General features: G+C 67.9%; 27 protein-coding genes. 15 read left to right on the forward strand and 12 right to left on the reverse strand.

Going from position 1 to position 24,423, the window contains the following annotated elements; all coding sequences use genetic code 11:
• From WEE69_07925 to WEE69_07940, 4 genes are all read left to right on the forward strand, one after another.
• Positions 1 to 447, forward strand: coding sequence for a type II secretion system protein (locus WEE69_07925; protein ID MEX1145215.1), 447 nt, complete (start codon positions 1 to 3; stop codon positions 445 to 447).
• Positions 444 to 1,010: a prepilin-type N-terminal cleavage/methylation domain-containing protein gene (locus WEE69_07930; GenBank protein MEX1145216.1), complete on the forward strand. Its 567-nt coding sequence runs from the start codon at positions 444 to 446 to the stop codon at positions 1,008 to 1,010. Before WEE69_07925 ends, WEE69_07930 begins: the two co-directional genes overlap by 4 nt.
• On the forward strand, positions 1,007 to 2,491 hold the full coding sequence (locus WEE69_07935; GenBank protein MEX1145217.1) for a hypothetical protein: 1,485 nt from the start codon (positions 1,007 to 1,009) through the stop codon (positions 2,489 to 2,491). Before WEE69_07930 ends, WEE69_07935 begins: the two co-directional genes overlap by 4 nt.
• Before the next feature lie 125 nt (positions 2,492 to 2,616).
• Complete coding sequence (locus tag WEE69_07940) at positions 2,617 to 2,961, forward strand: prepilin-type N-terminal cleavage/methylation domain-containing protein (protein MEX1145218.1); 345 nt, start codon at positions 2,617 to 2,619, stop codon at positions 2,959 to 2,961.
• A gap of 58 nt (positions 2,962 to 3,019) precedes the next feature.
• Here WEE69_07940 and WEE69_07945 read toward each other — a convergent pair whose 3' ends face one another.
• Positions 3,020 to 4,117 (reverse strand): type IV pilus twitching motility protein PilT, encoded by a 1,098-nt coding sequence (locus WEE69_07945; protein MEX1145219.1) that lies wholly within the window; start codon positions 4,115 to 4,117, stop codon positions 3,020 to 3,022.
• A 244-nt stretch (positions 4,118 to 4,361) separates the two neighbouring features.
• On the opposite strand from WEE69_07945, the gene WEE69_07950 reads away from it, so the two are divergent.
• From WEE69_07950 to WEE69_07960, 3 genes are read left to right on the forward strand one after another with little or no spacing between them, the layout of a single operon-like run.
• Positions 4,362 to 5,945 (forward strand): radical SAM protein, encoded by a 1,584-nt coding sequence (locus tag WEE69_07950; protein MEX1145220.1) that lies wholly within the window; start codon positions 4,362 to 4,364, stop codon positions 5,943 to 5,945.
• On the forward strand, positions 5,942 to 6,868 hold the full coding sequence (locus tag WEE69_07955) for a methyltransferase domain-containing protein (protein MEX1145221.1): 927 nt from the start codon (positions 5,942 to 5,944) through the stop codon (positions 6,866 to 6,868). The genes WEE69_07950 and WEE69_07955 overlap by 4 nt, the downstream gene beginning before the upstream one ends.
• A complete protein-coding gene (locus WEE69_07960; protein ID MEX1145222.1) occupies positions 6,865 to 8,064 on the forward strand; it encodes an amidohydrolase family protein in 1,200 nt (399 codons plus the stop codon). The genes WEE69_07955 and WEE69_07960 overlap by 4 nt, the downstream gene beginning before the upstream one ends.
• Here WEE69_07960 and WEE69_07965 read toward each other — a convergent pair.
• Genes WEE69_07965 through WEE69_07975 form a run of 3 tightly spaced genes read right to left on the reverse strand, consistent with a single transcriptional unit; the run spans position 8,001 to position 10,601 of the window.
• Positions 8,001 to 8,405, reverse strand: a complete 405-nt coding sequence (locus tag WEE69_07965; GenBank protein ID MEX1145223.1) for an ArsI/CadI family heavy metal resistance metalloenzyme — start codon at positions 8,403 to 8,405, stop codon at positions 8,001 to 8,003. The genes WEE69_07960 and WEE69_07965 overlap by 64 nt on opposite strands.
• A 10-nt stretch (positions 8,406 to 8,415) precedes the next feature.
• Positions 8,416 to 9,057: a class I SAM-dependent methyltransferase gene (locus WEE69_07970; protein MEX1145224.1), complete on the reverse strand. Its 642-nt coding sequence runs from the start codon at positions 9,055 to 9,057 to the stop codon at positions 8,416 to 8,418.
• Positions 9,054 to 10,601: a 2-isopropylmalate synthase gene (locus tag WEE69_07975; protein ID MEX1145225.1), complete on the reverse strand. Its 1,548-nt coding sequence runs from the start codon at positions 10,599 to 10,601 to the stop codon at positions 9,054 to 9,056. The genes WEE69_07970 and WEE69_07975 overlap by 4 nt, the downstream gene beginning before the upstream one ends.
• Positions 10,602 to 10,819: 218 nt before the next feature.
• On the opposite strand from WEE69_07975, the gene WEE69_07980 reads away from it, so the two are divergent.
• The gene (locus WEE69_07980; GenBank protein ID MEX1145226.1) at positions 10,820 to 10,999 is read left to right on the forward strand and encodes a hypothetical protein; all 180 of its coding nucleotides are present in this window, start codon (positions 10,820 to 10,822) and stop codon (positions 10,997 to 10,999) included.
• A gap of 4 nt (positions 11,000 to 11,003) precedes the next feature.
• On the opposite strand, the gene serA is transcribed toward WEE69_07980, so the two are convergent.
• The 4 genes from serA to WEE69_08000 form a co-directional block, all read right to left on the reverse strand.
• Entirely contained in the window at positions 11,004 to 12,590 is a 1,587-nt protein-coding gene (serA, locus tag WEE69_07985) for a phosphoglycerate dehydrogenase (GenBank protein MEX1145227.1), read from the reverse strand.
• 217 nt (positions 12,591 to 12,807) lie between these two features.
• Positions 12,808 to 13,299: a hypothetical protein gene (locus tag WEE69_07990; protein MEX1145228.1), complete on the reverse strand. Its 492-nt coding sequence runs from the start codon at positions 13,297 to 13,299 to the stop codon at positions 12,808 to 12,810.
• A gap of 1 nt (position 13,300) precedes the next feature.
• Positions 13,301 to 14,509, reverse strand: coding sequence for a pyridoxal phosphate-dependent aminotransferase (locus WEE69_07995; protein MEX1145229.1), 1,209 nt, complete (start codon positions 14,507 to 14,509; stop codon positions 13,301 to 13,303).
• Between the two features lie 71 nt (positions 14,510 to 14,580).
• Positions 14,581 to 15,765 (reverse strand): DEAD/DEAH box helicase, encoded by a 1,185-nt coding sequence (locus WEE69_08000; GenBank protein ID MEX1145230.1) that lies wholly within the window; start codon positions 15,763 to 15,765, stop codon positions 14,581 to 14,583.
• Between the two features lie 199 nt (positions 15,766 to 15,964).
• Here WEE69_08000 and WEE69_08005 point away from each other — a divergent pair, with 199 nt between their 5' ends.
• A complete protein-coding gene (locus WEE69_08005) occupies positions 15,965 to 17,074 on the forward strand; it encodes a hypothetical protein (protein ID MEX1145231.1) in 1,110 nt (369 codons plus the stop codon).
• Entirely contained in the window at positions 17,074 to 17,400 is a 327-nt protein-coding gene (locus WEE69_08010) for a hypothetical protein (protein ID MEX1145232.1), read from the forward strand. The genes WEE69_08005 and WEE69_08010 overlap by 1 nt, the downstream gene beginning before the upstream one ends.
• Positions 17,401 to 17,403: 3 nt before the next feature.
• On the opposite strand, the gene WEE69_08015 is transcribed toward WEE69_08010, so the two are convergent.
• Positions 17,404 to 17,982 (reverse strand): HhH-GPD-type base excision DNA repair protein, encoded by a 579-nt coding sequence (locus WEE69_08015; GenBank protein ID MEX1145233.1) that lies wholly within the window; start codon positions 17,980 to 17,982, stop codon positions 17,404 to 17,406.
• A 31-nt stretch (positions 17,983 to 18,013) separates the two neighbouring features.
• Between WEE69_08015 and WEE69_08020 the strand changes: the two genes are divergently transcribed.
• The 4 genes from WEE69_08020 (at position 18,014) to WEE69_08035 (ending at position 21,289) form a co-directional block, all read left to right on the forward strand.
• Positions 18,014 to 18,397: a VOC family protein gene (locus tag WEE69_08020; protein ID MEX1145234.1), complete on the forward strand. Its 384-nt coding sequence runs from the start codon at positions 18,014 to 18,016 to the stop codon at positions 18,395 to 18,397.
• A gap of 66 nt (positions 18,398 to 18,463) precedes the next feature.
• Positions 18,464 to 19,150, forward strand: coding sequence for a response regulator transcription factor (locus tag WEE69_08025; GenBank protein ID MEX1145235.1), 687 nt, complete (start codon positions 18,464 to 18,466; stop codon positions 19,148 to 19,150).
• A gap of 1 nt (position 19,151) precedes the next feature.
• Positions 19,152 to 20,459 carry a HAMP domain-containing sensor histidine kinase gene (locus WEE69_08030; protein MEX1145236.1) on the forward strand — a complete coding sequence of 436 codons (1,308 nt, stop codon included), beginning with the start codon at positions 19,152 to 19,154 and terminating at the stop codon, positions 20,457 to 20,459.
• 98 nt (positions 20,460 to 20,557) lie between these two features.
• A complete protein-coding gene (locus tag WEE69_08035) occupies positions 20,558 to 21,289 on the forward strand; it encodes an endonuclease/exonuclease/phosphatase family protein (GenBank protein MEX1145237.1) in 732 nt (243 codons plus the stop codon).
• A gap of 36 nt (positions 21,290 to 21,325) precedes the next feature.
• On the opposite strand, the gene WEE69_08040 is transcribed toward WEE69_08035, so the two are convergent.
• From WEE69_08040 to WEE69_08050, 3 genes are all read right to left on the reverse strand, one after another.
• Positions 21,326 to 21,847, reverse strand: coding sequence for a glucosaminidase domain-containing protein (locus WEE69_08040; protein ID MEX1145238.1), 522 nt, complete (start codon positions 21,845 to 21,847; stop codon positions 21,326 to 21,328).
• Between the two features lie 284 nt (positions 21,848 to 22,131).
• A complete protein-coding gene (locus WEE69_08045; GenBank protein MEX1145239.1) occupies positions 22,132 to 22,677 on the reverse strand; it encodes a hypothetical protein in 546 nt (181 codons plus the stop codon).
• On the reverse strand, positions 22,674 to 23,273 hold the full coding sequence (locus WEE69_08050) for an RNA polymerase sigma factor (GenBank protein MEX1145240.1): 600 nt from the start codon (positions 23,271 to 23,273) through the stop codon (positions 22,674 to 22,676). Before WEE69_08050 ends, WEE69_08045 begins: the two co-directional genes overlap by 4 nt.
• A gap of 292 nt (positions 23,274 to 23,565) precedes the next feature.
• Here WEE69_08050 and WEE69_08055 point away from each other — a divergent pair, with 292 nt between their 5' ends.
• Positions 23,566 to 24,417, forward strand: coding sequence for an SDR family oxidoreductase (locus WEE69_08055; GenBank protein MEX1145241.1), 852 nt, complete (start codon positions 23,566 to 23,568; stop codon positions 24,415 to 24,417).
• Positions 24,418 to 24,423 lie beyond the last annotated feature (6 nt).

A 24,423-nucleotide genomic window follows, 5' to 3' on the forward strand; every position in this document is an offset into this window, starting at 1 on the left:
ATGAACCGTCGGCGCCCGTTTGACGCGCGGGGCGAGCGCGGGGACACCCTCGTCGAATTGCTCATCACCATCACGGTGGTCGGGATCACTGCTACTGCGCTCCTCGCTGGGTTCGCGACGGCGATCCGCCTCTCCGGCACACACCGTGGGCAGGCAAATGCCGACGTCGTGCTCGTGAGTGCGGCCGATTCGGTGAAGAACCAGGCGTACGTCGCGTGCCCGCTCGTGACCGTGCTTTCTTACAACCCGACGCAGGGCGTGACGCTCCCGAGCGGCTGGGCGGCGTCGAACGTCACGATCACGTCGGTCAAGGGTTGGGATGGGAGCGCGTTCGTCACGTGCCCCCTGATCGACGGCAAGCTCCAGCTGATCACGATCACGGCGTCAACTCCCGGTGGCGGTGCATCGACGGAGTCCGTCGATGTGGTGAAGCGGAACTCGTCATGACTCGCCGCGCGGTTCGTCACGAGAGCGGGTTCACTCTGATCGAGCTCATGGTGGCCATGGCCATCATGGGAATCATCCTCGTCCCGATCGCCGGCGGCTTGTTCGTCGGGCTGCGCACGAGCGACGAGACGTCGTACCGCCTCGCGGGCTCGAACGATGCCCAGCTGCTCTCGACGTGGCTCCCGCCCGACCTCCACAGTGCGGGGAACCAGTCGGGTGACGTCGTCGCCGCGCCAACAGCCAACACCGAGTGCTCCGGGCTCGGGAACCGCTTGCGCATCAGGTGGCGGGCCACCGAGATTGCCGGCGGATCGGCGACCACGTACGTGGCCGCATACGCCATTTCGCAGGCTTCCACTGGTGAGTACCGGTTGATTCGGTACTACTGCGTGGGCGGCGGTGCGGCATCCACGCACGTCATCGCGCGCAACCTCGCCAACTCCACGGCTGCTGCGATCTCGACATCGGGCACCAAGGTGACAATGACAATCACCGAGAAGTCCACCCCCACGACCCCGACCTCGTACACCTTCTCGGTGTCGGGCTACCGGAGGACACCGTGAGCACCACACCGAAGTCCGCGCACACGCGTGCCCACGGCGAGGGCGGAACATCGCTGATCCTCGCGATGGGGTTCCTCGCGTTGATGGGCACGTTCACCGCATCGATCTTGACGGTGGCGTTTACGAGCTTCAAGACCACCCAGGTCGTCCGCGGCAGCCAGGACAAGCATTACGGCGCCGACGGTGGCGCCGACGTGGCCGTGCAACTGCTGCGCGCCAGCTCTTCGCACTGTCCGACCGTCTCCGGTACGCCGACCAACCTGCCCGACCAGACCATCAACGGCCGCACCGTCCACATCACGTGTCAGACGCTCAGTGGTTCCACGGGTACGCCGGGCGGTGGCTTGGCGACGCACTCGCTCGTCGTCACTGGCTACAACAACCCGAACGGCACTCCGGCAGACCGTGACCACTCGTTCCGCACGGAAGGCAACACGCTCGCCGACTCGGTGTCGATCGGTGGCCCCGTCTTCAATGCCGGCGCCTTCGAGTTCAACGACGACGAGCCCGTGGTGCAGATCGTCGGGAACCTCGACCAGTACAACGACAGCCCTGGGCAGTACTGCAGCGCCAGCAAGTCCAATGCGGCATCCACCGGGAACCCCACAGTGACCGGCGCCTGGACCTGTCGTGTTGCCGCGAGTTTCCCGGTACCGGATCCCGTGCCCACATTGATCGTGCCGACGGCCGATGCCCCTGCAAAGATCGTGCAGGGCGAGTGCACGATCTTCTTCCCGGGCAAGTACACCGCTACACCGACTTTCGACAAGAACAACAAGTACTACTTCGCGAGTGGCGTCTATTACTTCCCGAACCTCGGCAACATCCACTTGGCCGGCGAGCTGTTCGGGGGCAAGCCCGGACCTACTGAGACCCAGGCGCTCACGACCGCAACGCCGTGCGCCACCGACGCGACGGCCAACTCGCTGATACCGGGTTCGGCGACCGGCTCGGGGGTCGAGTTCGTGCTCGGCGGCAGCTCGAAGCTCGAGATCGACGACCACATGAAGAACAAGATCGAGCTCTTTGCTCGCGTGCCAGCGATTCCCGCATCGGAGGGGACTCCCGGGGTGTCGATCTATGCCCCTCGCACGAGCGGGCCGAACTACGTCGCCTGGAACTCCGACAAGGTGCTGCACATGGACGGAAACAAGTCCACGATGGTGGTCCATGGGTTGCTCTACACGCCCAACGGCAACATCGACGGTATCTACGCGCTCCAGAACCCAGGGAACGCCCCGGTCTTCATGGACGGGATCGTGGCTCAGCGGATCACCATCAACTTCGACAACCAATCCCCGGTGACTTCAGCACTCACGACCATCAACCCGGGCACACCAGCGACCCCGCGCACGATCGTGATCACCGCGACTGCAGACCCACTCGACCCCGGGGAGGCGCCGACCGTGATCAAGGCCGTCGTGCAACTCGGAACCGGCGCGGGAACCCCCGCCACGGTCCTCTCGTGGCGCAAGGCCTAGACCCTATTCCCGCAGGTCAGGGGCCTGATTTGCCCCTCAAGTGGGTCTCCATGGTGCCGAAACCGTGAGTGGGGCCGGGTCAGTTTCTACCGCCCCAGGGCTGAAACGAAAGGTGAGGCCAACCAATGATGAAGCGCATCTGGGACCGCCAGAAGCAGGAGGGTGGCTTCACCCTCGTCGAGCTCCTGGTTGTCATCGTGATTCTCGGAATCCTCTCGGCCGTCGCGGTCTTCGCGGTGGGCGGGGTGACCGACAAAGGCAAGCAGTCTGCCTGCAAGGCAGACGTCAACTCGGTCGCCACTGCGTCCGAGGCGTATTACGCCAAGAACTCCGCGTACGCGGCGAACATGGCGGCTCTGGTGACCGCGAAATTCCTCCGGAGCGTTCCGGGCACCGGCAGTGGCTACACGATCAGCTACACGGCGAGTAACGGCTCGGTGTCGTCCACGCCGGCATGCTCGACTCTGTAGTCGATCTTCAACGAACCGGCCGGGATGCCCAAGCATCCCGGCCGTTTCGCGCGTCGACTCAGCCGCCAAGCGCGGCGTCGCGCGGAACACCCGTCGCTACGCCGAGCTCGCGAGGATTCGAGCTCACCGCGACCGCAGCGTCGTGCTCGATCACTCCCGCCACGACAAGGTCGGTGAGCGACATCTCGAGCGTCTGCATCCCCGAGCGCTGGCCGGTTGCGATCGAGTTGCGGATCTGCTCGGTCTTGCCTTCACGGATGAGGCTACGCACGGCCGTGTTCGCGAGGAGCAGCTCGAAGGCGGCCACACGTCCACCACCGATCTTGGGTACGAGCCGCTGCGCAACGACGCCGAGGAGCGTTGCCGCGAACTGCACGCGGATCTGACTCTGTCGCTCTGCTGGGAACACGTCGATGATCCGGTCGATGGCCTGCGAGGTGTCGTTCGTGTGCAAGGTCGCGAACACGAGGTGGCCGGTCTCCGAGATCGTGAGTGCAGTCTCGATGCTCACCGTGTCGCGCATCTCGCCGACCAACAGCACATCGGGGTCCTCGCGGAGCGCGGATCGGAGGGCCTTCGCAAACGATTCGCTGTCCGTGCCGATCTCGCGCTGCGTCACGATCGCGCGACCGTGGCTATGCGCATATTCGATGGGGTCCTCGATCGTGAGGATGTGGCAGGCACGCCGATCCGCGATGTGGCGGATGATCGAGGCGAGCGTCGTCGACTTTCCGGAGCCGGTGGGCCCCGTCACGAGCACGAGCCCTTGTGGTGCCGCGGCGAGCTGCTCGATGGCCGACGGCAGACCGAGCTGCTCGAAGGTCGGGATCTCCCGCGGGATCAGGCGGAGCGCGAGGCCGATGCTGCCCCGCTGGTGGAAGGCGTTCCCGCGGAACCGCGCTTGCCACTCCCAGCCGAACGAGAAGTCGATCTCCCGCTGATCGCGAAGCCTCGCCCCGAGCTCCTGGCCGAGCACCGAGAGGATCAACGAGTCCGCTCCCTCGGCCGTCAAGGGCTCCTGACCGCCGATCGGCCGAAGCTCGCCGTCGATCCGGACGGTCGGGGCTGCGCCGGCGACCAGCAGGAGGTCGCTGCCCTTGTGCTCCCAAAGCGTGCGCAGCAGATGGTCGATCGGCCCGGTGTTGACGGCATCCATGAGCCCCAGTCTGGCCGCCGAGCAGGGAGGCACCTGCCATCCCGGGTCTTCAGGGCATCCGCTCGCCCGCCGATACACCACTGGTCGCCGGGTCATCCCCCGGTCCGGCGGCGGAGGGGGAGGGCGCCGCATCGAGCGGCGCCCCCTCTTCATCCCGCGGGTCCTGCGGGTCATCCGCCATTTCGCCCGGCATCGAACCAGGGCCATACTTCGGCGCCACCAACGGCCCGACCAGGGGGGACCCATGGCGATCAGCAACCCGCCGCGTGAGCGCGTCGACCGCGACGAGATCTTCATCGAGACGACGAAGAGCATCTGCCCGGTCTGCAAGATCGTGCTCGACGCCGAGGTGAACGTCCGGGACAACAAGGTGTTCCTGCGGCGCACGTGCCCCGACCACGGTGTGATCGAAGGGCTGATCTACGGCGACGCCGAGATGTACTTCGACTCCCTCCGCTACAACAAGCCCGGGACTCTTCCGCTCGAGACGCAGACCCACACCGAGCACGGCTGCCCGCTCGACTGCGGTCTCTGCCCCGACCACAAGCAGCACGCATGCCTCGGGATCATCGAGGTCAACACCGGTTGCAACCTCGACTGCCCGATCTGCTTCGCCGACTCCGGCACGAAGCAGCCCGACGGCTTCTCCCTCACCATGGACCAGGTCGAGACCGCGCTCGACGCGTTCGTGCGCGCCGAGGGCGAGCCCGAGGTCGTCATGTACTCCGGCGGCGAGCCCACGATTCACCCGCAGATCCTCGACTTCATCCAGATGGCCTACGACAAGGGCTGCAAGACGGTGAACCTCAACACGAACGGGATCAAGCTCGCCCATGACAAGAAGTTCGTCGAGAAGCTGGCGACGCAGTTCCCGCAGACACCGAACATCTACATGCAGTTCGACGGCTTCAACGAGCGCACCCACCTCGAGATCCGCGGCCGTGACCTGCGCAACGCCAAGCAGAAGGCGCTCGACAACTGCGCGGAGTTCGGGCTCACGGTCACGCTGGTCGCCGCCATCGAGAAGGACCTCAACGAAGACGAGGTCGGCGAGATCGTGCAGTTCGGCATCAAGCACCCGGCTGTGCGCTCGGTCGCCTATCAGCCGGTCACGCATTCCGGTCGTCACATGGAGTTCGACCCGACGAATCGCCTGACGAACTCGGAGATCATCCACGCGCTCGCCGATCAGCTCCCGGAGTGGTTCCGTGTGTCGGATTTCGTGCCGGTGCCGTGCTGCTTCCCAACGTGTCGGAGCATCACGTACGCGCTGGTCGACGGCGACAACGTGGTCCCGATCCCGCGCCTCGTGAACGTGGACGAGTACCTCGACTACGTCAGCAACCGGGTGATGCCCGACATGGACGTGCGGTACGCGCTCGAGAAGCTCTGGAGCGCGAGCGCCAACCCGGGGACCGAGATGACCGCCGAGCAACTCGAGTGCGCCACCTGTGGCATCGACCTGCCCGAGGCATTGAAGGACATGGCAGACAACGCCTTCATGATCGTCATCCAGGACTTCCAGGACCCGTACACGTTGAACACCAAGGCGCTCCAGAAGTGCTGCGTCGAGGAGATCACACCCGACGGGCGCCTGATCCCGTTCTGCGCGTACAACTCGGTGGGCTATCGGGAGCAGGTCCGTGAGCAGCTCAGCGGTGCACAGGTGCCGACAATCGTTCCGAACGCCGACGAGCTCCAGGAGATCCTCCTCCCGACGCCGTACGGATCGAAGACGTACGCATCAGGGAACGGCGGCAACGGGAACGGTGCAACGCACGTGAAGGTCGAGATCACCGGCCGCAACATCGGCAAGAAGCTGTCGTGACCACGATCGGAGCAACAAGCGTCCCGCCACGGCGGCCGACGGGTGACGAGGGGCTCCGCCGCTCGTCACCACAGGAGACGGAGCCTGCGGAGTCGACCCGGGATGTGGTCCCGGCGGCCGAGCGGTTGCGACAAGGGGAGATGACGCCGGAGGAGATCAAGGCCTGCTGCGCGGTCTCGTACCAGCAGGACGCGGTCGCGCTGATCCTCGGTGACAGCTACCACCCCGGTGGGCTCGAGCTCACCCGGCACGTCGCTCGCTCGATCGGATTGGCACCAGGGCAGCGCGTGCTCGACGTGGCGAGCGGGCCCGGTACGACCGCGTTCATGATCGCCGCCGAGTTCGGCGTCGAGGTCGACGGCGTCGATCTCGGTGAACTCACCGTGGCCAAGGCCAACGTGCTCGCCGAGGAGCAGGGAATGTCGGACCGGGTGCGGTTTCACCACGGCGACGCCGAGCGCATCCCGCTGGCCGACGCGTCCGTCGACGCGATCATGTGCGAGTGCGCGTTCTGCACGTTCCCCGACAAGGCCACGGCCGCGGCCGAGATGGCGCGCGTGCTCAAACCCGGTGGGAAGGTCGGCATCACCGACGTGGCGCTCGATTCCGAGCGCCTCGATGCAGAGCTCCGGACGCTCGCGGGCTGGGTGGCGTGCATCGCCGACGCCCGTCCGGTCGAGCAGTACGTGGAGATGCTGTCTCAGGCAGGTCTGCGCGTCACGCGCACGGAAGCGCATGACGCCGCGCTCGCGAAGATGGTCGATCAGATCGATGCCCGGCTCAAGGCATTTCGGATCGCAAAGGTTGCGGCCCTCGAGAGCATCGACTTCGACACCGCGCTCGAGCGGGTGGCGCTGGCCGAGCGCGCCGTGCGCGACGGCATCGCCGGCTACTCGCTGATCGTGGCCGAGAAGCCTGCATGACCTCCACGTTCACCTGCTTCCGGGACCTCGACGTCCCCGTCGTCGACGCCGACGCCCATGTGAACGAGCCGCCGGACCTCTGGCAGGACCGGGTACCCGCCAAATGGCGCGACCGCGCCCCGAAGGTCATCGACTGCGACGGAGGCGACTGCTGGAGCTTCGAGAACGGTGATTGGCTTCGGCCTCTGGGCCTCAACGCCACCGCCGGGCTCAGCGTCGCTCAGTTCCGATGTGAGGGTGTTCGGTACGCCGACATGCGCCCGGGCGCGTTTGACCCGAAAGCCCGGCTCGCCGACCTCGACGTCGACGGCATCCATGCCCAGGTGCTGTACCCGTCGATCGCGCTCGAAGGTGCACGCGTCTACGGGAAGGAGCGTGAGCTCCAGCTCGCCTGCGCGCGGGCCTACAACGAGTGGATTGCCGAGTTCTGCGCCGAGAGCGAAGGGCGCCTCGCCGGCCTCGGGATCATCCCCACGGCGGGTGTCGACGACGCGATGGCCGAGGTCGAGGCCGCCGTCTCGTTGGGTCTCCGGGGCTTCATCCTCTCGCGTTTCCCGAACGGGAGCTTCGATCCCGACCCTGACGACGATCGCTTCTGGACCCTGGTCGCTGACACCGGGCTGCCGGTGGCCGTGCACCTCGGAAGCTTCGTGCGCCCGAAGGTCACGAGCTATCCCGACATGCGCGAGCCGTCCTTCATGGCGCTCGCCGGGTTGTCGAAGGGTGGCGCGCGTGCGATCGAGATGGCGTCGATGCTGTTGTTCTCCGGGGTGTTCGAACGCGTCCCCGACCTACGGATGGTGCTCGTCGAGTCGGGCATCGGGTGGATCCCATCGATGCTCGAGCAGCTCGACACCATGTTCCTTCGCTACCGCTTCGCGACCGATGCCGTCACCCGCATGCAGACGCTGCCGAGCGAGCTGTTCCACCGCAACGTGTGGGCCACGTTCATCACCGACCGCGTGGGGCTCGAGAACCTCCACCGGCTCAACTCCACGCAGGTGATGTGGTCGAGCGACTACCCACACGACACGTGCGACTGGCCCAACTCACGCGCCACGATCGAGCACCAGTTCCGCGGCGTCCCCATCGACAACGCCCGCGCGATCCTGCACGGCAACGCCGTGTCGCTCTATCGGTTGGCCTTCTCGGCGTCGCGGGGATCGAAGACCTCCGAGTCGCCGAGCACCGTGTAGACCTCCCACCACGCGCCGGCGGGGTCACTGACCCAGATCTTGTCTTGGGTCGCGTAGCAGCACTCGGTCCCCTCTTCCTCGCGCGTCTCGAGCCCCTCGTCGGTGAGGCGCTGCTTCGCCGCGGCGACCTCGTCGGTCGTCTCGACCTCGACACCGAGGTGGTTGATCGTCCCGCCCTTGCCGTAGCCCTCGACGAGCACGAGCTTGAGCGGCGGGTCGGCGATGGCGAAGTTGGCGTAGCCCGGCTTCACTTTGGCCGGCGGCGTGTGGAACAGCCGCGTGTAGAAGTCGATCGCAGCGTCGAGGTCATCGACGTTGAGCGCCAGCTGGACTCGTGACATGGTCAGGATGTTACGCCGGTTTCGCGCCCGCCAGAAGGGCGAGCTCACGCCACTTCCAGTGGCAATCCACGTGCTCGAAGCCGATCTCGCGCAACCACCCAAGCTGCACCTCGACCGGGGCGAGCTTGTTGGACGGGTCGTCTCCCTCGACGCCGTATCCGATCGCGTCGAGGAACGCCCGATGGAGCTCGGGCGTCGCCGAGTCGACGTGCTCGAGGTTGAGGAACACGCCACCTGGCCGAAGGCGTTTGAACACCTCGCCGTACAGTGCACGCTTGCGTTCGTCGTGCACGTGGTGGATGGCGAACGCGGACACGACCGCTTCGAACTCACCCCACGACGGCGGCAACGGCACGTCGAAGTCGTGCTCGACCACCTCGACCCGAGGGTCGGTCTCGAAGCGCTCGCGCGCCTGTCGGAGCATCTCAGGTGAGAAGTCCGCGGCGACGAACTCGGCCTCGGGGTGCAACGTCTGGAGCAGGCCGACCACGTAGCCGTCTCCGGTCCCGAGGTCGAGCACTCGCTGCGCTGATCTGGGCAGGTGCTCGAGCAGCGCTGCGTAGCCCTCGTCGCGGTGCGGGATGTCGCGGCGCCGCTGGAGGTAGTCCTTGGCGTGCTGGGGCAAGGTCCAGAGGTTCACATCCGCGGTCATGGCCCCACGGTGCGCTCTCGCGGCTCGGCACGATCACGCAGGCGCACAAGCTTGTTCACGGCGTTGAGGTAGGCGCGCGCTGACGCTTCTACGACGTCGGTCGACACACCGCGGCCCGACACCTTGGCACCGTCGGCGTCGAGCATGACGATGACATCGCCGAGGGCGTCACCGCCTTTGGTGACCGATGACACCTTGAAGTCCAGCAGCGTGCCCGACACACCGGTGGCCTTGGCGATCGCCGCGACCGCCGCGTCGATCATGCCGTTGCCCTCGGCCGTGGCTTCCACGCGGGCGTCGCCTTCGTTCAGGACCACGGTCGCGGTGGGCGTGCTCGTGGTGCCGCCGTGCACATCGAAGCTCACGATCGAGTACCGATGCACGATGCCGGCGCCGAGCTCTTCGGCGATGATCGCCTCGAGGTCCGCCTCGGTGATCTCGACCTTGCGGTCGGCCAGCTCTTTGAAGCGGGTGAACGCCTGGTTGAGCGCGTCGCCTTGGACGTGCAGCCCCATCTTCTCCAGCGTGTCGGCAAACGCATGGCGACCGGAGTGCTTGCCCAGCACAATCTGCGCGGCGTCCTGGCCGACCGTGGTCGCGTCGATGATCTCGTACGTCTCGCGGTCCTCGAGGACCCCGTGCTGATGGATGCCGGCTTCGTGCGCGAACGCGTTCCGACCTACGACCGCCTTGTTGTACTGCACGGGATAGCCGGTGAGGCGCGAGACGAGACGCGAAGTCCGCGCGAGCTCTTCGGTGTGCACGGAGGTCTCGACCAGACCGAAGTAGTCGCTGCGCGTCTTGATCGCCATCACGATCTCCTCGAGCGCAGCGTTGCCGGCTCGCTCACCGAGCCCGTTGACGGCACATTCCACCTGGCGGGCACCAGCGGCCACGCCGGCCAGCGAGTTGGCCACGGCCAGCCCGAGGTCGTTGTGACAGTGCGTGGACACGACGTACTCGCCCTGCACGGTCGCGATGATGTGCGCGATCAGCTTTCCAAACTCCTCCGGCACGCCGTAGCCGACCGTGTCGGGGATGTTCAGCGTGGTCGCGCCGTTGTCGACGGCGAGCTGGAGCACCTCGCACATGAAGTCGACTTCCGAGCGGCTGCCGTCCTCAGGCGAGAACTCGATGTCGGTCGTGTACACGGCGGCACGGGCAACCCCCGCGACGACCTCGGCCTTCACCTGGTCCTCGGTCATCCGGAGCTTCTTCTTCATGTGGATCGGCGAGGTGGCGATGAACACGTGCAGGCGGGGCTTCTCGGCGTGCTGCACCGCCTCCCAGGCCCGGTCGATGTCCTTGAACCCGGTGCGGGAGAGCCCGGCGATGACGGGCCCTCGCACCGTCTTGGCGATGGCCTCCACGGCCTCGAAATCGCCCTGGCTCGCGATCGGGAACCCGGCCTCGATGATGTCCACGCCCAGCCGGGCGAGCTGCTCGGCGATCTCCAGCTTCTCGCCCACGTCGAGGGAGATGCCCGGCGACTGCTCGCCGTCACGCAGCGTCGTGTCGAAGATCCGGACCTGGTTGCGGGTCATGTCGCTCTCGCTTCCCTTCACTTCTCGGGCAACGAAAAACCTCCCCGGCCCGAGGGCACGAGGAGGCGGGACGCGAGCACCGGAAGGCGCCCGCGTCTACGTAAGGAGCAGGCTCGTCGAGATGGCGGCGCGCAGTTCCTTCGTCATGGTCTGACCATGATGGCCGCTCGCAGCGCAAAAGGCAAGCGACAACGCGCGCAGATGGGACAATCTTCGTGATGGCCAAGCGAAAGCACCCATGGCTTCGGCGCATGTTCGGGCTCGGGCTGATGGCCGGTGCCGCATACGCGATCTGGCGCGCCGTCGAAGCCGACCGGGTGGAGCGCGACCACGGCTGGGAGCCGCAGCCGTTTCCGTTCCCCCCGCAACCGCGCTCCGACGACGAGGAAGGCGCGTGATCGGCTAGTCGAGTTCGATCGCGTCGGCGTCGAGCACACCGTCGACGGCGCGCAGCTGCTCGACCACTTCCGGCGGCACCGTCGAATAGGTCGAAAGTGCCATGAGGGCGGCTGCGCCCTCCGCGTTGACCCCGACGTCCATGTCGGCGATGTTCACGCCGGCCGCACCGAGGATGGAGCCCACGGTGCCGATCATCCCCGGCGTGTCGGTGTTGCGCACGACGAGCATGTGACTGGACGGGGGAAGGTCCACGTCGTGCTCATGGATGCCCACGATCCGTGGCCTGGCGCGCTTGCCGAAGAGCGTGCCAGCGACGTGCACGTCGCGATCCCCGGTACGGCCGCGGAGCGTGACGAGGTTGATGAAATCGAGTGCCGCAGACGACGTTGACTCACGCACGTTGATCCCACGTGCCTCCGCGAGCTGGGGCGCGTTCACGAACGAGACGGGCTCGTCGACGACGGCACTCAGTACACCCTTGAGGACCGACAGCGTGAGCACACGACAGTCGTAGTCGGCGATCTCGCCCTCGTACGAGACCTCCAACGTGTCGACAACACCACCCGCGAGCGCGGTGAAGAGCCGGCCCAGGCGCTCGGCGAGCGGAAGGAAGGGTTGCACCGTGGCGTTCGCTTCGGTCGCGGCGACGTTGACCGCGTAGGGCACGAACTCGCCGCGCAACGCGAGCACCACCTGCTCGGCGATCGTGATGCCGGCCTTGTCCTGCGCCTCCACCGTCGACGCGCCTAGATGCGGCGTGACCACGACGCTGTCGAGCCCGAACAGCGCCGACTCCGTGGTTGGCTCGGTCTCGAACACGTCGATGGCGGCACCGGCGATCCGCCCGGACCGCACCATGTCGGCGAGGGCCTCCTCGTCGACGATCCCCCCGCGCGCCGTGTTCACGATGCGCAGGGTGGGCTTCGCGTGCGCGAGCAGGTCGCGACCGATGAGACCAATCGTCTCGGGCGTCTTCGGGATGTGCAGCGTGAGGAAGTCGGCTTGGCGCACCAGCTCTTCCAGGTCGCTCACCAGCCCGAGTCCGAGCTGACGGGCACGCTCGGCGCTCACGTACGGGTCGTACGCGAGCAGCTTCATGCCGAACGCCAGAGCACGCTGCGCAACCAGAACGCCGACACGACCGAGCCCGACGATGCCGAGCGTCTTGCCGTGGAGCTCGACGCCCTCCCATTGGGTCCGGTTCCACCTGCCGGCGCGGAGATCGGCATCAGCTCGGGGGATGTTCCGAGCCTGAGCGAGCAGCAGCGCGACCGTGTGCTCCGCGGCCGACAGCACGTTGGACTGCGGCGCATTGACCACCATCACGCCGCGGCGCGTGGCCGCGTCCACGTCCACGTTGTCGAGCCCGATCCCGGCGCGGCCGATGACCACGAGATCGCGGCCCGCCTCCACGACGGCGGCGTCCACCTGTGTCGCGCTCCGAATCACGAGGGCGGCCGCGCCAGCGACAGCCTCCCGCAGCTCGTCGGGCGAGAGGCCCAGGCGTTCATCGACCTCGAAGCCCGCGCCGCGCAGCGCGTCGAGGCCGCGGGCAGCCAGCTGTTCGGTGACCAGGACGCGCGTCGTCACGGGGTCGAGGGTATGCCCCTCATGCCTTCTTGCGGGCGATCTTTGTCACTGCCACCAGCTCTTCCAATGGTCGAGGCCGCGGCGGGCCCGATCGGTGCGATCAGCAACATCATCGCCGCCAGCGTCGTCAACGCGATCAGGCCAGCGTCGTCAACGCGATCAGTTGGTTTCGTCCTCGGCCTCATGTCACCTCCAGTTCGGGCCTCAATCATGCACGTCAGACGCGCTCGGCCGCGATCTCGGCGAGCGCGACCAGCTTCGCCTGGAGGCCGGCTGCGTCCACCTGACCCTTGGGTTTGACGAAGACGCCCTGCACCGTGAAGAGGAGACGCTTGCTCTCGAGTACGTAGAGCGTCGCGACGTCGCCCGCATAGAGCGCCTCGCGGCCCAGCCCATCGACTGCGATCGCGTCGGGACCCGAGAAGCTGCGGGCGATCTCGAACGCCTCCCGTGCGCTCGAACCGCGACTGACGAGCGTGGCGATCTCGCCCCCACCCTCGCCCGAACCGCCCGCGACCATCCAAAGGCAGGATGCGCCGACCGCGCCCTTGCGTCCCCGACCCACGTCAGCATCGAACACTGCGGCGATCTCGCGCGGCTTGAGCAGCTTGCACGCATTCGCGTCGCGCGCGCCCCGCCCCGCCGACGCGGGCACAGCGGCGGCGGCGAGCACACAGCTCAGCACTGCGGACGCGAAACGCACGCGCACGTCAGCCAAGGAGCGTAGCGATCCGCTCCAGACCTTCGGCCAGGTCGTCGTCACCGAGCGCGAACGACAGCCGCGCGTACCCCGGAGCTCCGAAGGCCTCGCCCGGCACGATCGCGACGCGCGCTTCGTCGAGGAGAACCTCACAGAGCTCGAGCGCAGTGTCGACGGTTCTCCCCGCGATCTTTTGGCCGATCACCCCGGCGAACGACGGAAAGCAGTAGAACGCGCCCTGCGGTTCGAGGCAGGCCACGCCGGGGATGCTCGAGAGCATCTCGTGCATCGTGCGGCCCCGACGCTCGAACGCGGTCCGCATCTCTGCAACCGCCGACAAATCGCCGATCACGGCTGCGAGCGCGGCGCGCTGTGAGACGTTGCCCACGTTGGACGTGGAATGCGATTGGAGGTTGTTCGCTGCGACGACGATGTCGGCCGGGCCGATCATCCAGCCGACTCGCCAACCAGTCATCGCGTAGGTCTTGGCCACTCCGTTGACCACGATGCAGTTGCCCACCAGCTCGGGTACGACGCCCGGCATCGACGAGAAGCGGTGCTCGCCGAAGGTGAGATGCTCGTAGATCTCGTCGGTCACGACCCAGAGGTCGTGCTCGTCGGCCCAGCGGCCGATCGCCTCCACCTCTTCCCGCGGGTACACCGCTCCGGTGGGGTTGCTCGGTGACACGAAGAGCAGAGCTTTGGTGCGCTCGGTGCGCGCCGCGTCGAGCTGGTCGACCGAGACCCGGAAGCCGGTCGCCTCGGTCGTCGGGATGACGACCGACACGCCGTCGGCCAGCGCGATCGACTCGGGATACGTCGTCCAGTACGGCGCGGGCAAGAGCACTTCGTCGCCCGGGTCGAGGAGCGCCTGGAACGCGTTGTACACGGCCTGCTTGCCGCCGTTGGTGACGAGCACGTGCGACGGCTCGCATGCGTAGTCGGAGTCACGCGCGGTCTTCGCGGCGATCGCCTCCCGCAGCTCGGGGAGACCGGCCGCGGGCGTGTACTTGTGGTTCGCCGGGTCGCGACACGCCTCGATCGCGGCCTCGACGATGTTCGCCGGCGTCGGGAAGTCGGGCTCGCCGGCCCCGAAGCTGATGACGTGCTCCCCCGCGGCCTTGAGCGCCTTGGCCTTGGCGTCGACGGCCAGCGTGGCCGACTCGGCGATGGCACCGATCTTGCGCGAGACGCGCAGCCGTTCGGAGATGCGGGCCATCACTCCCACTCTCGGCGCTGCGCTCGCCTCATGGACCCATCCTCGCACGGCGGCCCTCCAGGAGCGGTGCCTTATGCGGTGACGGCCTTCGCTTCCTCGAGCGTCGGGTCCCACGCCTTGAGGTCGGCGAGACGCGGATCGTTGGAGAAGACCTCCACCACCGGCAGGGAAAGCCCGAGACGACGTTGCACGACCCGCACCGCGTTCTCCTGGTTCCAGAGCATGAGCGTGACCGCCACGCCCGACTCGCCGGCGCGTGCCGTGCGCCCGGATCGATGCAGGTAGTTCTTGTGATCGTCGGTCGGGTCCCAGTGCACGACCACGTCGATGCCCTCCACGTGCAAGCCGCGAGCAGCAACGTCGGTGGCGACGAGCACCGGCACCTTCCCGGCCATGAAGTCGGCCAGCGCCTGCTCGCGCGCGCCCTGGCGGAGATCGCCGTGGATCGCGCCAGCCTTCACGCCCTCACGACTGAGCTTTGTCACGAGGCGGTCGGCACCGCGCTTCGTGTTGCAGAACACGAGCGTCCGCTCGACTCCGTTGGTGATCGCGGCGAGCACCTTCACCTTGTCCATCTCGTGCACGAAGAGGAACCGGTGCTCCATCTCCTCCACGGTCGGCTCGTCGGACTCGACCTCATGGAAGACCGGATCGTTCATGTAGCGGTTCACGACAATCTTCACGGCACCGTCGAGGGTGGCCGAGAAGAGCATCGTCTGGTGCTCCTTCGACTTGATGCCGTAGAGGATCTTCTGCACCTGCGGCATGAACCCCATGTCGGCCATGCGGTCGGCTTCGTCGAGCACGAGCACGTCGATGGCCTCGAACGAGACCTCACCGCGCTCCATGAGGTCGATGAGACGGCCAGGGGTGCCGACGATCACGTCGGCACCCTTGCGCAGCGCGTTGATCTGCGGTTCGAACCCCACCCCGCCGTACACGGCTTTCACACGCCGGCCGACGAGCTTGGCCAGGGGCGCGAGGACCTCGTACACCTGGTTGGCGAGTTCCCGCGTGGGCACGAGCACCAAGCCCGTGGGTCGGCGGGCCTCCGCCTTCGACACGCGCTCGAGCAGCGGGATGCCGAAGGCGAGGGTCTTGCCGGAGCCGGTCTTGGCCTTGCCGCACAGATCGCGTCCGGCCAACGCGTCGCGGATGGTGAGCTCTTGGATGGGGAACGGTGCGTCGATGCCCTCGCGTTCGAGCGCGTCGACGATGTCGCGCGAGACGCCGAGCGCCTCGAAGGTGGTGGTCACGGGGAAGAGCTCGCTTTCTCCAATGGGGTTCTGTCGGGCGAGCCACGCGGGGACAGGACGTGGCCTCAGGTCGTCCCCGGCATAGCGCCCGGACCCTCCGGAGAAATCGAGGAAGACCCGATGAGCACGATCTGGCGCTCATCAAGGCCCATCTTACCTCCTGTTGCGCGTGTGACTCGCGCTCCTAGAGTGAGGCCGCATGACGGCCGCGGGCTCCTCGACTCCGAACTCCGTTCCGAGCAACGCAGACGACGCGGACGAGGTCGTCATGGTCGCCCGCGGCATCGCGACGGCGGTTGCGCCGGAGGGTGGGCTCACCGACGTACAAGCCGCGTTGCTTCGAGCGATTGCAACCGCCCTGACGGGCGTGGAAGTCGATTACCTGAACCTGGAGCCCCTCGGTGCGGACGAGCTGGCCGCGCTCCTCGAGCGCCGCGACGAGGCATACCGACAGCGCATCGTTCATCACATGGTGCTCGGAGAGATGGTGTTGCGCCCGCTTCCCCCCGAAGTCGCGTTCCGTGTGGCCACCTACGCGCGGGCGCTGGGCATCGACGACCGCTTCGTGCGGGTTGCGCGCCGTTACGCGCAGGGCGCGCACGGGCTCGCGTGGATCGACCTGCGCCGCAATGGCTTCACCGAGCACCTCCAGCAAGCGGACACCGAGGTGCTCCGCGCCCGGGCGGGCACGGTCAACCCCTTCGAGGCGCCGGAACCCGACCCTGAGCTCGAGGCCCGGTGGGCCGCGTTCGGCGAGCTGCCCAGCGGCTCCCTCGGCCGGGGCGTCTTCGACATGTACGAGGGTCGTGGGTTCGCCCTTCCCGGTGCACCAACCGGCGCGTCGGCGTACCTCGCCCAACACGACTTCGTGCACGTGCTGGCCAACTACGGGACGAACCTCAAAGGCGAGCTCGAGGTGTTCGCGTTCATCGGTCGCGCCGATCCGGATCCGAAGGGCTTCGCGTGGCTCGCGACCCTCGTGGGGTTGTTCGAGACCGGCTACATCTCGGACGCCGGGTTCTTCGAGCGCGACGTTCGTGAGCACAACATCCAGGCTCCGGGGATGCACTACCGGATCGCGGACGCGATCAGGCGTGGCAAGGCTGTGTGCGAGCGATACGACCGTGATCTGTTCATGGTCGACTATCACGCGCTTGCAGATCGCTCGATCGACGAGATGTGCGGGCAGCTGGGCATCCCGCCGAAGTCACCCGAGGCGTGCGAGAGCGGCTCCGCCGGCGTCTTCGAGCGAGCCGGCATGTCGGAGATGCAGCAACGCGCTGCAGAGGAACGGGAGGCAGCCCGCTGATGCCCGTGAACTTCACGCAGATCATCTCGTTCCGATGCGAGCATCCCGAGCAGATCGTCGAGCTCGCAGCCGCGTGGGACGAGAACCAGGCCGCGGCCGACATCATGGGCTACATCGGCAGTCACGTGCTCGCCGATCGTGAGAACCCGGGCGAGTACCTCCTCGTAGCGGAGTTCGGCATCGTGGACCCTGACGTGCCGGCTGCGGAGGAGGCCACGCGGAACAACGATCGACCCGAAACCCAGCTTTGGCACGAAAAGCTGCTCGCAGTGCTCGACGGCGAGCCGATGTACCGGCACTTCGACGAGATCTACCGAACGGGCTGACGCTCAGTCGGCCTTCGTCTTGCCCTTCGCCTTCTGCGAGCGCTTCCAGTCTCGGACGCGCGCCAGCGTGTCCGGTGAGTCGATGTCGGCGACCGAGCGCGGGGTTGCGTCGGAGTACGGGCGCGCCGCGTCTTCCCACCCCGGCGGCTGCCAACCGAGGCGCTTGGCGAGGAGCGCGATGAAGATCTTCGACTTCTCTTCGCCGAATCCCGGGAGCGCGTGCAATCGCGCGTAGAGGTCGGCGCCGCTCTTCGCGCCGAGCCAGATCTTCGCCGTGTCGCCGCCGTACTCGTCCACGATCACCTGCGCGAGCGCATGCGCGCGCTTGGCCATCGATCCCGGGAACCGATGGACCGCCGGCTTCGCTTTGAACGCGCCCTCCACGGCTTCAAGCGCCATCGCCGCGATGGCCGCGGGGTCGAGCCCTCCGAGCCGCTCGTTCAGCGTGTAGGGACCGCGGAACGCCCACTCCATGGGGACCTGCTGGTCCAAGAGCATGCCGAGGAGCAGCGCGAACGGGTTCTCGACGAGGAGCGAGTCTGCCGCGGGGTCGCCGGTGACCGGCACGGTGGGTTCGGGCACGGTTCCGACCCTAAGGCGTAGCCTCGCGTTCATGCCTGCGATGCACCACGTGAACCTGTGCGTACCACCGAAGATCGACGAGCGGGACGGCGTCGACGCGGAAGCCGAATGGCTCGTCAACGTGCTCGGGTACCGGAAGGCCGACCCCGGACCGGAGGCGGCGAAGTTCGGGACGTTGCGCTGGTTCGAGGCCGACGACGAACACCAGGTGCACCTCACGGTCGACCCGGACCACAAGCCGTCGGGCCGGGCACACACGGCGATCCGTCTCGACGATGCGCTCGACTCGGTGATCGCACGCCTCGAGGCCGCGGGACAGTCGCCGCACACGACGACCTTCGACGGTGACCGTCATGTGTTCACCAACGACCCCGCGGGCAACCTTTGGGAACTGATCGGCCCGCCTGCCGCCTGAGTCCACCCTGAGACGGCTCTCAGGAACGACCCGTCGACGTCCGTCCCGACGGGCACAATTCCCCACATGCGGGTGCTCGTGGTCGAGGACGAGGTGCGGTTGGCCGAGGCGATCGCCGAAGGCTTGATCGCCGAGGGCTTCGATGTCGACGCGGTCCACGACGGGGTCGACGGACTGTGGCGGGCCCGAGAAGGCTCGTACGACGCGATCGTGCTGGACGTGCTGCTGCCGGGAATGAACGGCTACCGCGTGTGCAAGACCCTTCGGGACGAAGGGGTCTGGACACCCATCCTGATCCTCACCGCCAAGGACGGTGAGTACGACGAGGCCGAGGCGCTCGACACCGGCGCCGACGACTTCCTCTCGAAGCCGTTCTCGTTCGTCGTGCTCCTCGCCCGCCTGCGGGCGCTGTTCCGCCGCGGCGCACCACCTCGTCCGGCGGTGCTCGAGTTCGGCCCGATCCGACTCGACCCGGCTACACGCAAGGTCAGCCACGGCGACGCAGAGGTGGCGCTCACTGCGCGCGAGTTCTCATTGCTCGAGTACCTGGTGCGCCGCGATGGCGCGGTCGCGTCGAAGCCGGAGATCCTCGACCACGTCTGGGGCATGGACTTCGCGGGCGACCCGAACGTGGTCGAGGTGTACGTGGGCTACTTGCGCCGCAAGATCGATCAACCGTTCGCGACACAGCTGATCCGCACAGTGCGCGGTGCCGGCTATCGGCTCTGCACCGATGCTGCGAGTCCGGCGTGAGATGAGCGTTCGATTCCGCGTGACCCTCGCGGCCGCCGGTGTGTTCGCTGTCGCGCTCGCGTTCGCCTCCTTCGCACTCGTCACGTCGGTCCACGACAACCTTGCCGACGAGATCGCGCAGACGAACGAGGAGGTGCTCGATCAAGTCGCGCGCCAGGTGGTGGCCGGCACGCCGCCCGAAGACGTGCGCGTCCCGAGCAACGGTCCCGGCGGGCAGCCCATCGTCCGCGGGCTCGGCCCCGGCGGCGCCAGCATCGACTTCCCCGGCTCGCCCGGCGCGGGGCGCGCGCCACTGCCACGCGGCCCAGGCGCGGATCCGTTCGTGCAGGCGCGGCGCACCGTCGAGACGGCCCGCGGGGAGATGACGCTCATCGCCGAGCGGTCCCTCGCCGAGGTCGACAGCACCGTGGACAGCATCACCGATGCGCTGCTCGTGGGCGTGCCCGTGCTCGTCGTGCTGCTCGCACTGCTCACATGGTGGATCGCCGGACGGGCGCTGCACCCGGTCGAGGCGATTCGCTCCGAGGCGGCCGAGATCACCGCGAGCACGATCCACCGGCGGCTCCCGGAGCCGGATACCGATGACGAGATCGGACGGTTGGCCCGCACGATGAACTCGATGCTCGATCGACTCGAGGAGTCGTCGCTGCGCCAGCGACGATTCGTCTCCGATGCGTCACACGAGCTGCGCAGCCCGGTCGCCGCGATCCGAGCCCAGGTCGAGGTGGCGTTGCGCAAGGGCAGCGCCGCCGAATGGCCCGAGGTCGCTGCGCGCGTCCTCGAGGAGGATGCCCGCCTGGAACAAGCCGTGACCGAGCTCCTCGAGCTCGCGCGCGCGGAAGAGAGCCTCGAGCCGGAGCGGGTCGACGTGGATCTCGACGAGGTCGTTCTCGAAGAGACCGAGCGGGTGCGGCGGGTGCCGATCGACGCGAGTCATGTATCGGCCGGCCGCGTCAGCGGCAGCGCTCCCCAGCTCGCACGCATCGTGCGAAACCTCCTCGACAACGCGTGTCGCCACGCTCAGTCGAAGGTTGCCGTCTCGCTGGCGACGCGAGACGGCTCAGCCTGGCTCGCGATCGACGACGACGGCCCGGGCATACCGGCCGGTGACCGGGCGCGGGTGTTCGATCGCTTCACGCGCCTCGACGAAGGCCGCGTTCGTGACGCGGGCGGCATGGGCCTCGGGCTCTCGATGGTCAAGGCGATCGTCGATCGTCACGGGGGCGCGGTCGCCGTCGACGACGCGCCGCTCGGTGGGGCGCGCTTCGTCGTGCGACTCCCACTCGCCGACCACTCCGAGCACGCATAAGCCGCGGCGCCGGATACGGTGCGCCCGAGCTTGCGTCGGCGGCGCAGGTACCCTGCCTCGCCCGTAAGCGGGGCCCGAGCGGCCCGGCCCATCGGGCCGTGAGCGGGAAAGATGACATGCCCGAGCTGTCGATCGCGTCGTTCAACACCCACTACGGCTTCAGGACCCGGCCACACCCGCCGCGCACGCCCTATGACGTGGAAGCCGCGCTGCGGACGCTCGATGCCGACGTGATCGTCGTGCAGGAGGTCTGGCGGCCCGACGGGCGCCGCGGCCCACTCGATGACGCCGCCGTCGCGCTGGGCCTCACCGTGCACCACGAGACCACCGGCCGGGCGACAGGAACCAAGCACTGGCCGCACATCGCTCGCAACGGCGAAGGGACGGTGGGGATCGGCGTCCTCACCCAGCTCCCGGCACGCCGGATCGGTGCGATCCCGCTCGGTCCCACCACGGGGGACCCCGCGCCGGCGCGGACCGCGCTGCACGTGGAGGTCGACGTGCTGGGCTCGCCCCTGCAGGTCGTTGCGGTCCACTTGACGTCGCGCCTGCTCCACGGTCCGATGCTCCAGCTCCGCCAATTGGCACAAGCCGCGCCCACCGACGACGCCGCGGTGATCGCCGGCGACTGCAACTTCTGGGGACCAGGCGTTCGCATGTACCTACGCGGCTGGCGTCGAGCAGTGCGCGGGCGCACGTGGCCCGCGCGCTCGCCGCACAGTCAGATCGACCACATCCTCATACGACCGCAGATGAAAGCGCGCCGAGGAACAATTCTCGGCAACGTTGGTTCCGACCATCGCCCCGTCCGCGCCGAGATCTCTTGGTAGGGAGGGCAGCCGCCCACCCATTGCTGCGAGCGCGGCCTAGAAGGGCGGAGTGACTCCGTTGTACGTCAGCATCTCGCGGTAGAGCTGGAGGATGCGCGGCGCGTACGTAGTGGAGGTGGCCCAGTTGCCGTTACCCATCTGGTTCCACGTTGCGGCTTTGCCCTTCGGCGTCACGAGATGGAACCGCGGGTCCACGCACGAGAAATGCAGGGGCGGCACCGTGCAGGTGGTCGCCGTCGCGTCCGCGTACGCGAGCAGGTGTTGGATCTGTGCGCGAACTCCGGTGCGCGCGTTCGGGAACGCCGCGGGTGTTCCGCCGCTGTCGGTCGCGCCGATGCCGGCGAAGTTGTTCTTCCACGCGGGCACGCTGCCGCCGAATCGGAACCAACCCGTCTCGAGGATGGATTGGACGAATGCCACGTCGCCGCGGACACCCTCGAAGGCGCCTTCCTCCACGAAGAGCTGGGTGAGCGTGGCCACCGGCACGGTGGCCACGTAGGTGCCACCCGGTTGGGGCTGGCGGCCGGCGAACCAGGCCGCCATCTGGGCCGGGGTCACGAGGGCCGGGCCCTTGATGGTCAGGGAACCCGGGGCCGCCGGAGGGGCCGCGGGCGGGCTCGATGGAGGTGGGGGTGGGCCGGCGCTCGGCGTGGGCAGCCGGCCGCAGCCGACCGTCACGAGGCCACTCAGGGTCAGGGCGGCCAGCAACCAAGGGAAGCGCTTCGCGCGCATGGCGGTCATCTGTGGACGTGATCGGCCCTGTTGCCAGTGAGGTTGAGGCCCAAAATCCCCGGCATTGTGCGTTCTCCGCCTGGGGGGTGGTGCGGGTTGGTGCTTGCTGGCTACGGCAGGCCCGGGAGACCCGGCGGCGTGGGCAGGGTCACGGGCGGGAGGGTCACGGGCGGGAGGGTGACGTCGGGGATCGAGATCTCGAGCCGGCCGGCTTTGACCACCGCCACCTGGGACGGACCGAGGTCGACGTTGCCCACCGCGGCGTGCCCATCAGGTCCGGTGCGCACGATCGTCCCGTCGGGAAGATCGAGCCCGTCGCGGCCCGCCACCTCGCTGCCGTCGGGAAGCACGACCGTGGTGTCGACGGCGGACGCGATCGCGGGTTGCGGCTGAGCCTTGTCGCGTCCGAACCATCCGGCGAGCGATCCAACGAGGACCACCGCAGCCGCGGCGGCAGCCACCGAGGCGAGCGCCGGGCGGAGGCGTCCGGTCGACCGGGTCCGCAGTGGGGTGACCACGGTGGCCCAAGCGGCAGGGCGGGCGTCGGCAAGGAGACGGGCCTCGAGTCCGGTGACGAACTCAGGGCTCGGCTGCGGCGCGGCGCGGGCGCCCGCGGTCTCGAGCAAGGTCTCGACGTCGCGGCGGCTTGCGTTCATCCGTCGTCTCCGCTGCGCTCGAACTCGCGACGCAGGGCTCCCAGGGCCCGGTGGAGCGTCACTGCGAGCACCGGCTTCGAACAACCCATGGCCTCCGCGGCGTCGTCGGCACTGAGGCCAGAGAGATAGCGGAGGGTGAGCGCTGCCTGGTAGCGCGGACGCAGCGTGTCGAGCGCCGTGAGCATGTCGCGGATCTCGTCGTCGCGTTCGATGCCCTCGAGGTCGTCATGCGAGTGCTCGTCGGCCAGGGCTCGCAGCGCGCGCTGGCCGCGCTGCGAGCGGCTGCGACCCTCGCGGCGGTAATGGTCGACGAGCTCGTTCGAGGCGATGCGATAGAGCCAGGGGCCGAAGCCGGCGCCTTCGGCGTCGAAGCGATCGAGGTTGCGGTAGGCCCGCTCGAAGGTGGCCGCCGTGACGTCCTCGGCTGCTTCGCGGGTCCAGGTGCGCCGGTGCGCGTAAGCAAAGATCCGACCGACGTAGCGGCGGTACAGGGTGCCGAAGGCACTCGGGTCGAGACGGGCACGGGCGACCAGTTCACGGTCATCCAGCACCACTGGGTCTTCGGTTTCGAGATGCACCGGCTCGACTGACCCCACCGCTCCTCAGTCTGGCGGGCTGACGCCACGACCGATGCGAGCGTACCGGGGTCGCTCGAGATCTCGAAACGGGTCATTTTCGGCTTTCGTGCCGGCCGGGGCCGATGACGCAGGGTCCGTGGGGTTGGGGCGGGGCGGACGGCGCCATCGGCCCCGGAGCCGGCGCGACCGGGGCCGGTGAGTCCTCCTGCTGGATCACCACACGTGGGCTGAAACGACGGGGAGGGGGCCCGCTTACACCCGGTGCCCAGATTTTCCGGCCGAGCCGGGACCGCTCATTTAGCCTCCGAGCATGGGAATGGCCGGGAAGACCGTCGTCATCACGGGCGGGAACGCCGGCATCGGCAAGGAGACGGCCGTCGGGTTGGCGGAGCAGGGCGGGCGGGTGCTCATCACCGCGCGTGATCCGGCCCGAGGGGCGGCGGCCGTGGCCGAGATCCGCGATCGCAGCGGCAGCGACGCGGTGGACGTGGTGGCCCTGGACCTCGCGAGCCTGGCGTCGGTACGGCGGTGCGCAGCCGAGATCCTCGAGCAGCGCGATCGGCTTGACGTGCTCGTGGCCAACGCCGGACTCGTGGTCGGACGGCGCACCGAGACCACCGACGGGTTCGAGACCACGTTCGGCGTCAACCACCTCGGCCATTTCCTGCTGACCAACCTGTTGCTCGACCGGCTGCGCGCCAGCGCGCCCAGCCGGGTGGTGGTGGTGTCGTCGCACGCACACAAGTCGGCCCGACGCGGGCTCGACTTCGATGACCTTCAAGCCGATCGCAAGTACCGCTCCTTCGACGTCTACGGGAAGTCGAAGCTCGCCAACATCTACTTCACGCGCGAGCTGGCCCGCCGGCTCGAGCGAACCGACGTCACCGCCAACTCGCTGCACCCTGGCTTCGTGGCGAGCCGCTTCGGTCGGGATGGCGATCTCGGCCTCATGGGCAAGATCGGGATGCCGCTCGTGCGACCGTTCGCGATCTCACAGGAGGCCGGCGCCCGCACCCCGATCTGGCTGTCGTCGTCGTCCGATGTCGACGGGGTGAGCGGCCTCTACTTCTACAAGTGCACCGCCGCGGACCCGTCAAAGGTGGCGCTCGACGACGAAGCCGCCCGCCGGCTCTGGGCCGTCAGCGAAGAATTGGTCGGCTAGCGGCGG

This window comes from Acidimicrobiia bacterium (assembly GCA_040881685.1).
Taxonomy (GTDB): Bacteria; Actinomycetota; Acidimicrobiia; order IMCC26256; family PALSA-555; genus SHVJ01.

What these genes read in the sequence shown, in the direction of transcription:
- WEE69_08030 (MEX1145236.1), top strand. Translation starts at nt 19,152, where the DNA reads ATGAGCGTTCGATTCCGCGTGACCCTCGCGGCCGCCGGTGTGTTCGCT.
- WEE69_08020 (MEX1145234.1), top strand. Translation starts at nt 18,014, where the DNA reads ATGCCTGCGATGCACCACGTGAACCTGTGCGTACCACCGAAGATCGAC.
- WEE69_07960 (MEX1145222.1), top strand. Translation starts at nt 6,865, where the DNA reads ATGACCTCCACGTTCACCTGCTTCCGGGACCTCGACGTCCCCGTCGTC.
- WEE69_07940 (MEX1145218.1), top strand. Translation starts at nt 2,617, where the DNA reads ATGATGAAGCGCATCTGGGACCGCCAGAAGCAGGAGGGTGGCTTCACC.
- WEE69_07930 (MEX1145216.1), top strand. Translation starts at nt 444, where the DNA reads ATGACTCGCCGCGCGGTTCGTCACGAGAGCGGGTTCACTCTGATCGAG.
- WEE69_07970 (MEX1145224.1), bottom strand. Translation starts at nt 9,057, where the DNA reads ATGACCGCGGATGTGAACCTCTGGACCTTGCCCCAGCACGCCAAGGAC.
- WEE69_07950 (MEX1145220.1), top strand. Translation starts at nt 4,362, where the DNA reads ATGGCGATCAGCAACCCGCCGCGTGAGCGCGTCGACCGCGACGAGATC.
- WEE69_08045 (MEX1145239.1), bottom strand. Translation starts at nt 22,677, where the DNA reads ATGAACGCAAGCCGCCGCGACGTCGAGACCTTGCTCGAGACCGCGGGC.
- WEE69_07995 (MEX1145229.1), bottom strand. Translation starts at nt 14,509, where the DNA reads ATGGCCCGCATCTCCGAACGGCTGCGCGTCTCGCGCAAGATCGGTGCC.
- WEE69_08005 (MEX1145231.1), top strand. Translation starts at nt 15,965, where the DNA reads ATGACGGCCGCGGGCTCCTCGACTCCGAACTCCGTTCCGAGCAACGCA.
- WEE69_07975 (MEX1145225.1), bottom strand. Translation starts at nt 10,601, where the DNA reads ATGACCCGCAACCAGGTCCGGATCTTCGACACGACGCTGCGTGACGGC.
- WEE69_08055 (MEX1145241.1), top strand. Translation starts at nt 23,566, where the DNA reads ATGGGAATGGCCGGGAAGACCGTCGTCATCACGGGCGGGAACGCCGGC.
- WEE69_08025 (MEX1145235.1), top strand. Translation starts at nt 18,464, where the DNA reads ATGCGGGTGCTCGTGGTCGAGGACGAGGTGCGGTTGGCCGAGGCGATC.
- WEE69_07980 (MEX1145226.1), top strand. Translation starts at nt 10,820, where the DNA reads ATGGCCAAGCGAAAGCACCCATGGCTTCGGCGCATGTTCGGGCTCGGG.
- WEE69_07965 (MEX1145223.1), bottom strand. Translation starts at nt 8,405, where the DNA reads ATGTCACGAGTCCAGCTGGCGCTCAACGTCGATGACCTCGACGCTGCG.
- WEE69_07945 (MEX1145219.1), bottom strand. Translation starts at nt 4,117, where the DNA reads ATGGATGCCGTCAACACCGGGCCGATCGACCATCTGCTGCGCACGCTT.
- WEE69_07925 (MEX1145215.1), top strand. Translation starts at nt 1, where the DNA reads ATGAACCGTCGGCGCCCGTTTGACGCGCGGGGCGAGCGCGGGGACACC.
- WEE69_08010 (MEX1145232.1), top strand. Translation starts at nt 17,074, where the DNA reads ATGCCCGTGAACTTCACGCAGATCATCTCGTTCCGATGCGAGCATCCC.